Origin of the sequence: Cellulophaga baltica (genome assembly GCF_018861125.1) — a bacterium.
Lineage (GTDB): Bacteria > Bacteroidota > Bacteroidia > Flavobacteriales > Flavobacteriaceae > Cellulophaga > Cellulophaga baltica_A.
Window position 1 is genome coordinate 22,112 of record NZ_JAHKQN010000029.1, and the last position, 14,428, is coordinate 36,539.

Below are 14,428 nucleotides of genomic sequence, written 5' to 3' on the forward strand. Positions count from 1 at the left end.
AAATCTTACTTTTTTATTTTGCTAAACCTAAATACATCCAATTATCGTTTTCTTTTACAAAAGCAGATTTTTCGTGAATTACTTCTACGTTTCCATTTTCAAAATAGTAGGCATTGAAAGTTACCGTTCCTTTAGTATCTATTTCTAAACCGTTTTTAGTTTCTAAAACCTCAAGGCGAATCCAGTTTACAGATTTAGCCCATATTTCAATTGCCTTTTTATCTTTTATTGGTCGTGTAGTAGAATGATGGCTCTTCATTAAATAATCACCATTTGCCATGGTAAAAGCTGTATAACGTGAGCGCATTAGCTGTTCTGCAGTTTTAACCTTGCTAATTGCTGTATGAGCTATTTTACAACAATCGGTATATTTATTCTTAGAGCCACAAGGGCATATATTATTTTGCATTTTAAAAGGTACTAAATAAGCGTTTGAATTTTTTAGGTAATGGAGCTGTTATATCTAATTTTTCACATGTAATCGGGTGCTTAAATTTTAAATTACTAGCATGTAGGTACAAGCCATTACCTTTTGATATGAGGCCTTCTATTCCATAATCTAAATCACCAAATATTGGAGTTCCAATACTTGCTAAATGTTTGCGTAATTGATGCCTTCTTCCTGTTTTTGGATATAATTCTACTAAATTTAAAAAATTATACCGTTCAGATTTTAATGTTTCAAGTACTTTATATGCTGAGGTCGCGTCTTTTTCATCAATTGAATCATAAATAACACCTTTAATAGGCATTTCGCCATAAGTTACAGCAGTATAGGTTTTGTCAATTAATTTATTTTCAAACATTTTTTTTAATAGAATTACAGCTTTTGCAGTTTTTCCTATTAATAATAATCCTGTAGTTGGATAATCTAGTCTGTGAACAGGTAATGTCTGTACTAAAGCATCAGGTTCACTACTTTTATTCAGATTATACGGTAAAGTATTTTCTAAAGTTTGAAACTTATTACCACTTACCAATATACCTGCAGGTTTGTATACTATTGCAATATGCTCGTCTTCAAAAATCACGTCTATTTTCTTTTCAAAAACGGGTTTTGTACCTTCTAAACCATAAAGCGAAATAGTTTCTCCACCCTGTAAAAGTGTTGCTGTCTCAGCTATAATATTATTAACTTTCACATATTTTTTCTGGATTGCTTTTTTCATACCAGCTCTGCTAGGAACGGTAATAAATATACTTCTTGCGTAATCAGATAATCTGATTGGTATATTTTGATCAGGTACGATATGTGTTTCTTTTAGTATTATAGGAAAATGTTTAAACCCAATTTTTAGGAGTTTCTAAAACAGTTAATAATTTGGCCTCTTCAGAACCTTCTTCTGGTTTATGGTCATATACCCATTGTACATGCGAAGGTAGACTCATCAAAATACTCTCGATTCGACCATTAGTCTTTAAACCAAATAAAGTGCCTTTGTCATGTACTAAATTAAATTCTACATAACGACCACGACGTATTTCTTGCCATTTGCGTTGTTCATTAGAATAACTTAATTCTTTTCTTTTGTTTACGATTGGTACGTATGCTTCTAAAAAGCTATTTCCAACTTCTGTAACAAAATTATACCAGTCTTGCATTTGCATTTCTTCAGTAGCTTTACAATAGTCAAAGAATAAACCACCTAAGCCACGAGCTTCGTTGCGGTGCGCATTCCAGAAGTATTCATCACATTTTTTCTTATAAGTTGTGTGAAAGTCAGGATTGTGTAAATCACAAGCTTTTTTGCAAACAGAATGAAAATGAATGGCATCTTCATCAAATAAATAATATGGTGTAAGGTCTTGACCTCCACCAAACCATTGATCAACTATGTTACCTTCTTTATCATACATTTCAAAATAACGCCAGTTAGCATGTACAGTTGGTACCATTGGGTTTTTTGGGTGGAGAACTAAACTCAAACCACAAGCGAAAAAATCAGCATCTTTAACGTCAAAATACTTCTGCATACTATCTGGTAAAGCCCCATGAACGCCTGATATATTTACGCCACCTTTCTCAAAAACTTCTCCATTTTCAATTACACGGGTTCTACCACCACCACCTTCAGGCCTTTCCCAAATATCTTCTTGAAATTTAGCTGTTCCATCAACTTGTTCAAGTTTTGATGTTATGGTATCTTGTAGTTGCTGAATGTATGTGTAAAATTTATCTTTCATAATATAATTCATATAATTCCATATCTAATGGAGCTTCATTTGGCGGGGTATGTTCATTTGATAATGTTTTTATCCATTTGAAATTAGATTTTTCCGCTACTTTAATGCTTCCTAAATTGGTTTTGTGTGCAATAATTCGTAATGTTCTTAGATCTAATTCTTCATTACAATATTTTGAAATATACTGAATGGTTTTCGTTGTAATTCCTTTTCCTTCAAATTGATAATCAATACAGTATGCCAATTCTGCTATATTTAAATCCCAGTTGATTTCTTTTACATAGCATAAACCAATAATTCTTTTATTAGATTTTTCTTTTAAAGTAAATAAAAATTCATTTTTATTTATAAACTGTTTAACCTTGAGTTCAACAAATATTTCAGATAATGCAGGGTTTAAATTTTGTTGAAGAGTTTTAGTGAAATATCTTTTTAGTCGATCTGAATTTGTAACGATAAAATCACATAATCGCCAACTATCTTTAGTGCTAATCGCTTCAATTGTAAATATTTCATCATTAAAAATCATTAAACTTTAATTTTAAATAATAATAGTAATCTACTTAATATTAAGTAGATTACTATTATTATTGCTGTTTAATATACTAATTGTTTTTTTTGAAGCAGCCGTTACTGATAATGGAAGTACAATTAATATTCCAATTACCGGTATTAATAGAAAAAGCATAAATACGATACCATTTCCAATAGCTATTCCTCTATTCTTTTTTACGAATAGAATACTTTCTTTATAATTTAAATGACGTTCAAGAGTATAATCCATACCCCCGAAACCGGCATAATAGGCTTGAACTAAAAACACTGCTATTGTTGAAAATATATTTACTATTGGAATAAATTTTAATAATAATAACGGTATTGTATACAGGAGCTCTTTTCCTAAATTTCGAGCATTAATTTTAATACCTCTCCATAATTGTTCTGAGAAATTAGAATTGGTATGTGAATGAATATCTGTACCCAATATATGTTTTTCTATTTTCTCGGAAACAGGACTCATAAAAGGTGCCGATAATGCTAATATGATATGTTTGTATACTATTAAGCCAATAATTAAAACTAAAATAGCTCCTATTACTGTTGAAAAGCTTATGAATATATCTTTACCATAGCCCCAAACCCAAATATTAGCTATAAAATTACCAATAGGTGTTGATAAACTAAAGGCTGCAAAGCCAATTATTACAGCTGTAATTAAGCTTATAACAACCGGTATATAAAAATAATTCCAAAGTTTTAATTCTGAAATTAGCTTTAAACTACCTCCATATGATTTAATTCCTATCAGTATATTTTTAATCATATTTGTTTGATTTATCCTTTATACTCTTTGACGGCATCTACAAAAGCTTTTGCATTATCTATTGGAATATTAGGTAAAATTCCGTGACCTAAATTCACAACATACTTGTCTTTACCAAACTCATTAATCATTTGTGTAACCATCTTTTTTATATCTCCAGGAGGTGATAATAATCGTGCAGGATCAAAATTACCTTGTAATGTAATGCTGTTTCCAGTTAAGTAACGTGCATTTCTAGCTGAACATGTCCAATCTACACCTAAAGCAGAAGCACCTGATTTTGCCATATCTCCTAATGCGAACCAACAACCTTTACCAAAAACAATTACTGGTGTTTCATCTTTTAAGGCATCAATAATTTGCTGTATATATTTCCATGAAAACTCATTGTAATCTGTTGGCGATAGCATGCCACCCCAAGAATCAAATACCTGAACGGCATTTACACCAGCTTTTACTTTAGCTTTTAAATAGGCAATGGTAGTATCTGTTATTTTCTGTAATAATTGATGTGCTACCATTGGTTGTGTAAAACAAAGCTCTTTTGCTTTGTCAAATGTTTTACTTCCTTGCCCTTGTACACAGTAGCATAAAATTGTCCACGGTGAACCTGCAAAACCAATTAATGGTATTTCATCATCCAGTTTTTCTTTTGTGGCCTTAATTGCCTTCATTACATAGTCTAGAGCAATTTCAACATCAGGTACTATTATATTGTCAACATCTTTTTGGGTACGAATAGGTTTTGGTAAATAAGGCCCAAAATCTGGTTTCATTTGTACTTCAATATTCATCGCTTGAGGAATAACAAGAATATCAGAAAATAAAATGGCAGCATCCATACCATATCTGCGAATGGGTTGTACCGTAATCTCTGAAGCTAATTCAGGAGTCTGGCATCTAGTAAAAAAGTCATATTCTTTTTTTATTTCCATAAATTCAGGTAAGTATCTACCTGCTTGTCTCATCATCCAAACTGGTGGACGTTCTACAATTTCACCTTTTAATGCTCTTAAGAATAAATCGTTTTTTATCATTTTTTCTTTACTATTTGTTGAATTATTTTTTTAAATAAACTAATTGGTTGCTTAGCCTATTAAGCGTTTTATATTTTTATCTTTTCCAAAAACAACTAGAACATCTTCTTTTTCTAATACTGTATCTGGCCCAGGAGTACCTAATACTTGTTTTGTTTTGTATGAATTACCAAGTATGTTTTTCTTTTTATGATATCTAAGAATTGTAATTATATTAATATCATATTCTTGTCTAAAATTTACTTCTTTAATTGCTTTACCTATATAATTTTTAGGCACTTCAATTTCGGAAACTAAATGATCATCATCAAGTTCAAAATTATCAATACTACCACCTAAATTTACGGTTTTTGTAAATTTTTCAGCATACTCATTTTCTGGATGAATAATTTCGTCAACACCCATTGCTTCAAGTATAGTATCTTCAATAGGTGACGATGATCTTGCAATTATTTTAGCATCCGTCATTTTTTTTATAATAGCAACACTTATTATTGCTGCACCATTCTTATCACCAAGTGCAACAACTACCAAATCTGTGTTTTTTAGTGGCAATGAATTATAAGCGGCTTCTTTTTTTGCATCAAAAGCAACTGCATGTGCTACCTGATCTTTAACTAACTCAATTCTCTCTGGATTTATATCAACAGCGATTACTTCATTATTTGTATTTGAAAGATTTATTGCGGCTGACATTCCAAAATTCCCAAGTCCGATAATTATAATTTTCATACGAGTAATTTTGAATTAATTTATTAAAATATTTTCTTCAGGATAACTGTAATCATCTTGATTCACGCTTTTCAATAAACCTATTAATAAATTTAAAAGACCTATTCTTCCTAAAAACATAAGTATGATTATAACAATTTTACTACTTGCCGATAAATAGGATGTGATACCCATAGACACACCTACCGTACTGAAAGCAGAAAAGACTTCAAACGAAATTTGTATTAGGTTAAATTCCGGATTAAAGATTAGTAAAAGTAATATGCCTGAACCAATACAAAGTAATGATATGGCTATAATAGCAAAGGCTCTGCGTACAGATTGTGGTGCTATTCGTCTAGTACCAATTTCTATATAAGGTTGATCTTTAGCTACAAATATGACGTTTAATAATGCAATTGCAAAAGTTGTGGTTTTAATTCCGCCACCTGTCGATGCAGGTGAAGCTCCAATCCACATTAATAAAATCATAAACAATATACCAGGAATACTAAAATTCGCATAATCTACAGTATTAAAGCCAGCTGTTCTTGCTGTGACTGATGAAAACAATGACGTGGTTAATTTGCCAAACCAAGTGGTATGCTCTAACAGGTTAGTTTGTTGTTCGGAAACTAAAAAGAATGCTGTGCCAGAAACAATCAAAAATAACGTAGTGTAGAGTACTATTTTGGTATTCAGTAATATTACTCGAGATAAAAAAATCTTATTTTTTGTTCTGAATAGGTTTATAACATATCGTTTTAAGTATTGAACTACATTATAAGCTATGTGATAACCTAAACCGCCAAAAACAATTAATCCCATTATAATCCATTGAAAATAATAATTGAATCTAAAGTTTTTATCATACAGACCGTTAGATTCTAATGAAAAACCAGCATTACAATAGGCTGATATTGCATGGAAAATAGAGAAAAATCCTTGTTTTGCTATTTTATCTTGTAATGGCAAAGAGCTGTATATTAATATAGCACCAAACAATTCTATCAATAATGAAAAAACAACAACTTGCATCACTTTTTTCATGATACTACCAAGTTCATCATTGCTTCCCATAATGTCTTTCATATATAGGCTTTCTTTAAAAGAGGATCCTGTTTTAAAAAAATACGCAAAAAAAGAGGTGAAAGTCAACATGCCTAGACCGCCTAATTGAAAAAGGAACATTATAATTGTTTGCCCAAAATATGTAAAATCTTTAGCTGTATCTACTACTATTAAACCAGTAACAGATGTTGCACTTGTGGCGGTAAATAAAGCATCAATAAAGCTTATTCCATTTGTGGTTGAGGCGGGTAGCATTAATAAGAAAGTTCCACCTAATGCGATTAAAGCGAAACTTCCTATAAAAAGGATAGCTGGGTTAAAATATAAAGCATATACTCTTCTGACTAAAAAAGATATCCTAATAAAAAAATAAAGAAGTAAGCCGTATTCAATTATATATCTAAAATTGAAAAAGGTTTCAAATAATGAGTGTTCAAATTCACTTACGATTGTAATTACCTCAACAATAACTAAAATACTTAAATAGTATAAGTTGATTTTCGGACTTATACTCGATATGTTTTCTTTTTTAAAATAGCGATACTTGTAAAGATTAAATATAAGTAGAGCCAATATTAGCGTGGGCAGTACAATTAATTTATACTGTCTTAAATCTTGATAGTCTTTAAAACCAAAATCAAAAATCAAAAAGATTATCAAACCAAGGTCTAAGAATAGAACGGCAAGGTTAGATAATCTAACTTTATCCAACATCTTAATATAGATCTATAATTATTTGTAGTCTGTATTGACAAGGTCAATAACAGACTCTAAAGTAGGCATTTTTGCAATTTTAACATCACTAAAATGCTTTTTGGCTTCTGTTGCAGTGGTTTCTCCAATACAATAAGCAACTACTGCTGTGTTGTTATTTTTCTGTAAAAAGCTTTCAACTGTTGACGGACTAAAAAATAGTATCCCTTTAACGGTATCTTCAACTTTTATAGGCGATTGTTTTGTTTCATACGCTTCAATTTCATTTAAATCAATATTGTTTTCTGATAAAATTGATGGTAATTCGTCTAAACGAATATTACTACAAAAATAGGTTGCTTCAGTACCTTCCATAAACTCTACAAGGTAATTTGCTAATTTTTGAGCACTATTTTCAGTATGAGTAACTTTTCCAATTCTTTTTTCTACTAAACGTTTAGTTTTACGACCAACACAGTAGATATTTTTGAATTTTAATTCATCAGGACTAATACTAGCAATAATTGCTTCAACGGCATTTTGGCTTGTAATAATTACATTGTCAATTGCTTTTTTAAGCTTTAACCTAGGAATACGATTTAGGCTAATTTGTAAAAAATCTTCTGATGAAGGTTTGATATTAGAACCAAAAAGCTCATTTTGTTCAGGTGTAAGCTTTTTAGTAGAAAAAACATTGGGTATTTTGTCCAAACCGGCAATTTCACTCATTAAAAGTTTACCACCGCGACTAAAAATACGTTCAGCACATGCTTGTGCTAAATTTTCATGCTTTCCTAATTTTGATGTAAATTCAACTTCAATTTTCTTTTTACCATCAACACTTAGTAAAACACCTTTTAAACTAATATTGTTATCTTTTATATTGGCTAATGCTCCAATAGGTGCAGTACAACCACCTTCAAGTGTGTTCAAAAATTCTCTTTCAACACCTGTGCAAATATCTGTTTCTTTATCGTTCAACTCAGCACATGCAGACTTACAAAAATCATCATCTTCTAAAGCTACAATAACTACTGCACCTTGAGCAGGAGCAGGAACCATCCAAGTTAAGCCAATTGTGTTTTCAAACTCTAAACCTACACGCTCCATACCTGCAGCGGCAAAAATTGCACCGTTCCAACTTTCATTATTTTCAAGTTTTTCAGCACGAGTTTGTACATTACCACGCAAGTCCACCACTGTATGGGTAGGGTATCTATTTAACCATTGCGCTTTTCTACGTAAACTACCTGTAGCAATTATTCCTTCTTTCTGACCTAAAAACTCTTCATTGTCTTTAAAAGCCAAAATATCCATATAATTTCCTCGCTTAAGAACTGCAGCCTGTACAATTCCTTTTGGCAAAACTGTAGGTACATCTTTCATTGAATGTACTGCAATATCAATTTCGCCTTTTAGCATTGCAATATCTAATGTTTTTGTGAAAACACCAGTAATTCCTAGTTCATGTAAAGGTTTGTCTAACTGTAAATCACCTAATGATTTTACAGGTACTAGAACTGATTCGTATCCGTGTTCTAGTAGTTGTTTTTGTACAGTTTTTGCTTGCCATAGCGCTAATTCGCTATCACGTGTTCCAATGCGGATTACTTTACTCATTTATAGTTTCTTCTAATTGAAACACCTTTGTTATTAATGCTAAACTATTATCAGCATCAGTGTTTTCACCTTTTAAGTGGTTGGCGAATTGTTTTGTTATTTTTTGAATAATACGTTCTGAAACAATATCAGCTTGTTTTGAATTGAAGTCAGAAAGTTTTTTGCTTTGAAAGTCAAGTTCTTCGTCTTTCATAACATGTAATTTCTTCTTTAAAGCTTTAATTACCGGAGCAAATTTTCTTGTTTCTAACCATTGAATAAATTCATTTTTAATTTTCTCAATAATAGCTTCTGCCTCTGGTATAAATTGCTTTCTTCTTTCTAAAGTTTCATCAGTAATTTGTGATAAGTGATCTAAATGAACTAAAGTTACATTTGGTAAATCAGCAACATCATCGGCTACGTTTTTAGGAATAGAAAGATCTAATATTAATAAGGGCTTTTTTGTATAAATTAAGTCCTTAGTAATAGTTGGTGATTGTGCGCCCGTAGCTACAATAAGCACATCAGTATTTCTAATTTCCGTTTGTAAATCACCATAATTTTTCACCAATAAATTAAATTTACCAGCAATTTTCTCAGCCTTATCTTTAGTTCTATTGATAAGTGTTATATGTGAATTTGTTGTGTGCTTAATTAAATTCTCACAAGTATTTCTACCTATCTTACCAGTTCCAAAAAGCAAAATATTTTTCTCAGAAATATCAGGAACATTTTTAAAAATGTATTGAACAGAAGCAAAAGATACTGATGTTGCACCTGATGATATTTCAGTGTCATTTTTAATACGCTTACTTGCTTGTATTACTGAATTACATAAACGCTCTAAAAACGGATTAGCAATGTCATGTTTTTTTGAGCGATTAAAACTTTGGCGTAATTGACTTATTATTTCAAAATCACCAAGTATTTGGCTATCTAAACCTGTACCAACTCTAAATAAATGACTAATAGCTTCATTGTTTTTATAAACGTAAGCTACTTCTTGAAACTCTTCAACAGTACCAATTGTATTGTCACATAAAAGTTTTATAAGTTGAAAAGGGTGTTGTGCAAAACCATGTAATTCTGTTCTATTACAAGTTGATGTAACTAATAAACCTTCAATACCTTGAGACTTAGCTTGCTTTAACAATTTATCCATTATAGGCTCACTTAAACTAAACTTACCACGTATTGCAGCATCTGCCTTTTTGTAGTTTAGACCTATAGTGTATAAAGAATTGTGTTTTGAAATGTGATAATCTTTCATGGGATTCTTGCAATCGGTGACAAAAGTATGTTCCAAAATTGAAAAAAAATAACGCTCAAAGAACAATAAGTATCGTTTTAAGTTTTTTTAAACTTTTTTATACTCTAATTGACTGCTTTGTAGTATTTTTACTGTCATATAAAAGGTTTTAACAAGTTTTATTTATAACTTTTCTAAATAGAGTGATATAAAAAATTAATATTATGTCAGAAAAAAATAACGCTAAAGGTTCATTTGAAGAAATTTTGATTGATGATGGTTTCTTTGTTTTAAAAATTCAGAACGATGATGCTCATATGCAGAAGGTTACGCGTGAAATTGATAGTTCGTACATTCAATTTCATTTCTGCTCAAAAGGTAGTGCTAAGTTTATTTTTAATGATGGCCGTTATGCACTTGAAGTTCCTGAAGAAGGTTCACTACTATTATATAATACACAGTTAGACTTACCTTTAAATTTGGAACTTAATCCTAATTCGTGGTTAGTTTCTGTTGTTATGACCATTCGAAAGTTTCATTCTTTGTTTTCTAAAGAAGCGAGTTATATCCCTTTTTTAAGTAAAGATAATACAGATAAAAAATATTATAGTCAAGAAGCTTTTAATCCTGCAATAGCTGTAATTTTAAGTCAGATGATGAATTACAACTTGCATCCTTCAATAAAAGAACTATATATAAAAGGCAAGGTCTACGAATTAATTGCTCTTTATTTTAATAAGAATGAAGATGCTGATATTGAACAATGTCCTTTTTTAGTTGATGAAGATAATGTTCGTAGAATTAGAAACGCAAAAGAAATTATTATTTCAAGAATGGCTGAACCGCCAACATTAACCGAGCTTTCTGAGGAAATAGGATTGTCATTAAAAAAGCTAAAGGAAGGTTTTAAACAAATTTATGGTGATTCCGTTTTTAGTTTTTTGTTTGATTATAAAATGGATTATGCACGTAAAATGCTAGAGAGTGGTCAACATAATGTCAATGAAGTAGGGCTGAAGGTTGGTTATAGTACATCAAGTCATTTTATAGCAGCTTTTAAAAAGAAATACGGTACTACACCTAAAAAGTACTTAATGTCATTAGCTGGTTAAATAACTAGTTTAATAAATATTTAAAAGGTTATTTTGTAAAAATATCGAAGAATTTACGATATTTATCAATTAATATTAGAATTAGTCATTTATGAAATTATTAGTAAAGAATATATTAATACTTGCAATTAGTGTTTTGTTTTTTGCCTGTGGTGGTACTAAAATAGATCAACAAGTAGTTTTAAATCAGACACAACCTGTAAAAGATTCTGTGTATACAATTCCTGAAAAACCACAAGTTTTAGTTTTTACAAAAACATCAGGTTTTAATCATGGATCAATTGAAACAGGAATTAAAACATTGAAGCAATTAGGAATTAGAAATGATTTTCAAATCGTTTCAACTGATGATGCTTCTGAATTTAACACAGAAAACTTAGCTAATTATCAATTGGTATTGTTTTTAAATACTACTGGTGATGTTTTAAATAGTGAACAACAAGGTGCTTTCGAAACTTATATTCAGAGTGGTGGAAGTTTTATGGGTATCCACTCAGCTACTGATACGGAACAAGGTTGGCCTTGGTATGGTAAATTAGTTGGTGCATATTTTGTAAGTCACCCAAAAGAGCAACGTGCAACAATACAGGTTATTGATGGTAGTCATATGTCAACATCACATTTAAGTGGTACTTGGTCTCATTTTGATGAGTGGTATGATTTTAAAGATATTAATCCAGATATTCATGTGTTATTAAAATTAGATGAATCTACGTATACAGGTGGTAAAAATGGAGATGATCACCCAATAGCTTGGTATCATGAATATGACGGTGGAAGAGCTTTTTATACCGGCTTAGGTCATACAGAAGCTTCTTATGATGATTTAGATTTTAGAAAGCATTTAATTGGTGCTATCAATTGGTGTTTAAAAAGATAACATCAAATTTTATATATAGAAAAGCCACCAATTTGGTGGCTTTTTTTATTTGCGATCATTACCGAATATTTTAATTGTTTACTCTGACAACCATTATTCCGGTATTGTTTTTTATGCCTTTTAAATAATCTGCTAAAGGTTTTTTTGTAACTTTTACACTCCCTGATGTTGAAGCATGTAATAAATGTATGCGTCCATCTTCTTCGCGTGTTGCAATACCAGTATGGGTAATGTCTAATCCTTTAATTGAAGTAGTTAGAGCAATAATATCTCCAGATTTTATTAGGTGCTCATTTGCTTTAATCTCATTTTTAGGTAAAATACATATCTCTTTATCATTTAAATAATTTTCTGATGCCTGAATCTGTTTCAAGTTAGTATCGTTATCTTTTAAAAAAGGATAAAGATTTCGGTGAGCACTCATGAAATTAATTTCCTTAGTGCTAATATGTCCTCCTAAATCAGAAGTAATATCAGTTACTAAACCTTTTTTTTGATTGTTTGCAATCCATTCTGAAAAATAATGCAAACGTGATGGGTAACCATTTAAAATGCCATCTTTATATCTAATTTTTTCAAGAACGTCAGTAAAGTCATCAAAAGTTGGTGTGTCTTTTTTAGTAAGTAAGCTAAAGGCAAGAACATTTTCAATATAGGTTGTACAATCTAACCCCTGTAAATTAATTACTAGAGATTCTGTATTACCAATTTCTAATGTTTTGGCTATATACGGAGTGTCTAAAAACGTTTTTCCAACCGCAACCATGGTATTGTTTATATTATCTTTAATTAAAGACTCCAGTTGTGTAATTTTTGATTTAACAGCTTGTTTGTCCTGCACAGAACAGAATAATTGTTGTGCAAAACTTATGGTGAAGTTTAAAAATAAAAATAGTGTTGTAATTGTTTTAAACATATTCTTTATGATTGTAACATCACTTCTTTTATTTGCTTCACAATATCTAAATGTTCTAGTCCAAACTCTTTCCAAGCAATTCCTAAAGCTTTCATATCAATATGTTTGACGATACTTCCATAAGGCATTTTTTTGCCATCAATTTCAGGGTAGCCAATTACGTAAATACTATCTGCTAATTCTACTGCTAATTCGATATCATGAGTAGAGTAAATGATTGTATTAAATTCATGACTTTCGGTAATTAATTTGAATGCATTTTTTACATCTTGAATGTTACCAACATCTAAGCCAGAGAAAGGTTCGTCTAAAACCATATAATGACCAGAACAAAATATTTGTTCTATTATTGCCGTTCTTTGACGCTGTCCGCCAGAGAGCTCGCAAGGGTATTGATCTTTAGCTTTTTCTAAGCCCCAATCTTTTAAATAGGTTAATATTTGTTTGTCTTTTTCCTCTTTAGACATTTCTTTATTACGTAATGCAAATTGAAGTGCTTCATAAACAGTTTTATTTCTAAAAAGCGTATATTTTTGGTCTACAAAACCAATATCACCTTCATGAACCTCTTTAGCGTCATCTATTGAATCCGTAGTGGTATCTGCAATTAAAACTTTTCCTGTAGTAGGTTTTACTAAGCCTGTAAGTGCTCTAAAAAAAGTAGATTTTCCTGTTCCTGATCTTCCTACTACAGCTATGACTTGACCTGTGACAGAACCATCTCTTACCGTATCTTTTTCGACAATATTTATGTCTTTTATTATTGTTTTATCACCATAAGCAACGCTTAAGTTTTCAACATAAAGTAATGTATTTTGACTTGTATATTGCATCTAACTTATATTTTTGAGTATCTAAAAAAACCTTTTCTTAAGTAGTCTAGTACAAAATCAATTAAAAGACCAACTACTAAAATCACTATTTGTAAAGCGATAATTCGCCCGTGATTCATAAACTTATCTGAATTTTTAATCAGAAAACCTAAACCACCTGCTGCAACTAAAATAGACTCAACGGTTACAAGCATCATCCAAACAATTGCTAAATTTTGACGTATAACATCAATAACATAATCTATTCTGCCTTTTACTACAACTTCCCATAAAACTTCCCATCTGTTACAGCCCAATGATCTTGCATGATCAAACTCTTCTTGAGGAATAGAGTTTACCATACTTAATAAAGAGGTTGTCAAATAGGTACTCATAAAAACTACTAAAACCCATATTTGCATGGTGCGAGCATCACTAATTAATATAGCTAAGTAAAATGTAATTCCCGTTAATGGTAAATACCTCAATTTACTTAGTGCTTTTGCTACAGGTTGCACTAATGGTATAGTAGATAAGTAGCTAAATATTAATGAAATAATTATAGCAATTATTATGGCGGAAAAGCACAATAGTAATGAGCTTCCTATATGTACTACAAGACCTTCATTATACAGTTCAGCTAAGCCTTGAAATACTTGTTGTGGAGATGGAAATAAATGCCTCTCTCCCATGCTTGATAAATACCAAGTTAATACTACAACAAACACCCAGCCAAGAGAAATAAACAATTTGGTGTTCTTATTTATTTTTTCGAAAGGAGTTAATATATTTTTCATTTTTTTTAATTAGAAATTAAAAACCGCCCTAAATCAGGAT

Annotated in this window: 15 protein-coding genes; 2 read left to right on the forward strand and 13 right to left on the reverse strand. The window is 30.8% G+C overall.

Annotated features, from left to right (window positions below):
• Window positions 1–13: 13 nt before the first annotated feature.
• The 10 genes from KO500_RS14195 to hemA all read right to left on the reverse strand — a co-directional run bounded on the left by KO500_RS14195 (window position 14) and on the right by hemA (window position 9,892).
• On the reverse strand, window positions 14–409 hold the full coding sequence (locus KO500_RS14195) for a YchJ family protein (RefSeq protein ID WP_215957226.1): 396 nt from the start codon (window positions 407–409) through the stop codon (window positions 14–16).
• Window position 410: 1 nt separating this feature from the next.
• Window positions 411–1,169 (reverse strand): RluA family pseudouridine synthase, encoded by a 759-nt coding sequence (locus KO500_RS14200; RefSeq protein ID WP_252732526.1) that lies wholly within the window; start codon window positions 1,167–1,169, stop codon window positions 411–413.
• A gap of 112 nt (window positions 1,170–1,281) precedes the next feature.
• A complete protein-coding gene (gene hemF, locus KO500_RS14205) occupies window positions 1,282–2,184 on the reverse strand; it encodes an oxygen-dependent coproporphyrinogen oxidase (RefSeq protein ID WP_215957227.1) in 903 nt (300 codons plus the stop codon).
• A complete protein-coding gene (locus KO500_RS14210; RefSeq protein ID WP_215957228.1) occupies window positions 2,174–2,713 on the reverse strand; it encodes a GNAT family N-acetyltransferase in 540 nt (179 codons plus the stop codon). The genes hemF and KO500_RS14210 overlap by 11 nt, the downstream gene beginning before the upstream one ends.
• Window positions 2,714–2,743: 30 nt before the next feature.
• The gene (locus tag KO500_RS14215; protein WP_215957229.1) at window positions 2,744–3,508 is read right to left on the reverse strand and encodes an EI24 domain-containing protein; all 765 of its coding nucleotides are present in this window, start codon (window positions 3,506–3,508) and stop codon (window positions 2,744–2,746) included.
• Window positions 3,509–3,519: 11 nt separating this feature from the next.
• Window positions 3,520–4,545 carry a uroporphyrinogen decarboxylase gene (hemE, locus tag KO500_RS14220; RefSeq protein ID WP_215957230.1) on the reverse strand — a complete coding sequence of 342 codons (1,026 nt, stop codon included), beginning with the start codon at window positions 4,543–4,545 and terminating at the stop codon, window positions 3,520–3,522.
• 51 nt (window positions 4,546–4,596) lie between these two features.
• Window positions 4,597–5,277 carry a potassium channel family protein gene (locus KO500_RS14225; RefSeq protein ID WP_215957231.1) on the reverse strand — a complete coding sequence of 227 codons (681 nt, stop codon included), beginning with the start codon at window positions 5,275–5,277 and terminating at the stop codon, window positions 4,597–4,599.
• Window positions 5,278–5,292: 15 nt separating this feature from the next.
• The gene (locus tag KO500_RS14230; protein ID WP_215957232.1) at window positions 5,293–7,041 is read right to left on the reverse strand and encodes a TrkH family potassium uptake protein; all 1,749 of its coding nucleotides are present in this window, start codon (window positions 7,039–7,041) and stop codon (window positions 5,293–5,295) included.
• Window positions 7,042–7,059: 18 nt separating this feature from the next.
• Entirely contained in the window at window positions 7,060–8,640 is a 1,581-nt protein-coding gene (gene hemC / locus KO500_RS14235) for a hydroxymethylbilane synthase (RefSeq protein ID WP_215957233.1), read from the reverse strand.
• Window positions 8,633–9,892 carry a glutamyl-tRNA reductase gene (gene hemA / locus KO500_RS14240; RefSeq protein WP_215957234.1) on the reverse strand — a complete coding sequence of 420 codons (1,260 nt, stop codon included), beginning with the start codon at window positions 9,890–9,892 and terminating at the stop codon, window positions 8,633–8,635. Before hemA ends, hemC begins: the two co-directional genes overlap by 8 nt.
• Before the next feature lie 203 nt (window positions 9,893–10,095).
• On the opposite strand from hemA, the gene KO500_RS14245 reads away from it, so the two are divergent.
• Complete coding sequence (locus KO500_RS14245) at window positions 10,096–10,983, forward strand: helix-turn-helix transcriptional regulator (RefSeq protein ID WP_215957235.1); 888 nt, start codon at window positions 10,096–10,098, stop codon at window positions 10,981–10,983.
• Window positions 10,984–11,074: 91 nt separating this feature from the next.
• On the forward strand, window positions 11,075–11,863 hold the full coding sequence (locus tag KO500_RS14250; protein WP_215957236.1) for a ThuA domain-containing protein: 789 nt from the start codon (window positions 11,075–11,077) through the stop codon (window positions 11,861–11,863).
• 70 nt (window positions 11,864–11,933) lie between these two features.
• Here the strand turns inward: KO500_RS14250 and KO500_RS14255 are convergent, their stop codons facing one another.
• Genes KO500_RS14255 through KO500_RS14265 form a run of 3 tightly spaced genes read right to left on the reverse strand, consistent with a single transcriptional unit; the run spans window position 11,934 to window position 14,388 of the window.
• Window positions 11,934–12,779 carry an N-acetylmuramoyl-L-alanine amidase-like domain-containing protein gene (locus KO500_RS14255; RefSeq protein ID WP_215957237.1) on the reverse strand — a complete coding sequence of 282 codons (846 nt, stop codon included), beginning with the start codon at window positions 12,777–12,779 and terminating at the stop codon, window positions 11,934–11,936.
• A gap of 5 nt (window positions 12,780–12,784) precedes the next feature.
• Entirely contained in the window at window positions 12,785–13,612 is an 828-nt protein-coding gene (locus KO500_RS14260; RefSeq protein WP_215957238.1) for an ATP-binding cassette domain-containing protein, read from the reverse strand.
• A 5-nt stretch (window positions 13,613–13,617) separates the two neighbouring features.
• Entirely contained in the window at window positions 13,618–14,388 is a 771-nt protein-coding gene (locus KO500_RS14265; protein WP_215957239.1) for an ABC transporter permease, read from the reverse strand.
• Between the last annotated feature and the right edge of the window lie 40 nt (window positions 14,389–14,428).

What these genes read in the sequence shown, in the direction of transcription:
- KO500_RS14260 (WP_215957238.1), bottom strand. Translation starts at nt 13,612, where the DNA reads ATGCAATATACAAGTCAAAATACATTACTTTATGTTGAAAACTTAAGC.
- KO500_RS14195 (WP_215957226.1), bottom strand. Translation starts at nt 409, where the DNA reads ATGCAAAATAATATATGCCCTTGTGGCTCTAAGAATAAATATACCGAT.
- hemE (WP_215957230.1), bottom strand. Translation starts at nt 4,545, where the DNA reads ATGATAAAAAACGATTTATTCTTAAGAGCATTAAAAGGTGAAATTGTA.
- KO500_RS14215 (WP_215957229.1), bottom strand. Translation starts at nt 3,508, where the DNA reads ATGATTAAAAATATACTGATAGGAATTAAATCATATGGAGGTAGTTTA.
- hemF (WP_215957227.1), bottom strand. Translation starts at nt 2,184, where the DNA reads ATGAAAGATAAATTTTACACATACATTCAGCAACTACAAGATACCATA.
- KO500_RS14230 (WP_215957232.1), bottom strand. Translation starts at nt 7,041, where the DNA reads ATGTTGGATAAAGTTAGATTATCTAACCTTGCCGTTCTATTCTTAGAC.
- KO500_RS14265 (WP_215957239.1), bottom strand. Translation starts at nt 14,388, where the DNA reads ATGAAAAATATATTAACTCCTTTCGAAAAAATAAATAAGAACACCAAA.
- KO500_RS14225 (WP_215957231.1), bottom strand. Translation starts at nt 5,277, where the DNA reads ATGAAAATTATAATTATCGGACTTGGGAATTTTGGAATGTCAGCCGCA.
- hemC (WP_215957233.1), bottom strand. Translation starts at nt 8,640, where the DNA reads ATGAGTAAAGTAATCCGCATTGGAACACGTGATAGCGAATTAGCGCTA.
- KO500_RS14250 (WP_215957236.1), top strand. Translation starts at nt 11,075, where the DNA reads ATGAAATTATTAGTAAAGAATATATTAATACTTGCAATTAGTGTTTTG.
- KO500_RS14255 (WP_215957237.1), bottom strand. Translation starts at nt 12,779, where the DNA reads ATGTTTAAAACAATTACAACACTATTTTTATTTTTAAACTTCACCATA.
- KO500_RS14210 (WP_215957228.1), bottom strand. Translation starts at nt 2,713, where the DNA reads ATGATTTTTAATGATGAAATATTTACAATTGAAGCGATTAGCACTAAA.
- hemA (WP_215957234.1), bottom strand. Translation starts at nt 9,892, where the DNA reads ATGAAAGATTATCACATTTCAAAACACAATTCTTTATACACTATAGGT.
- KO500_RS14200 (WP_252732526.1), bottom strand. Translation starts at nt 1,169, where the DNA reads ATGAAAAAAGCAATCCAGAAAAAATATGTGAAAGTTAATAATATTATA.
- KO500_RS14245 (WP_215957235.1), top strand. Translation starts at nt 10,096, where the DNA reads ATGTCAGAAAAAAATAACGCTAAAGGTTCATTTGAAGAAATTTTGATT.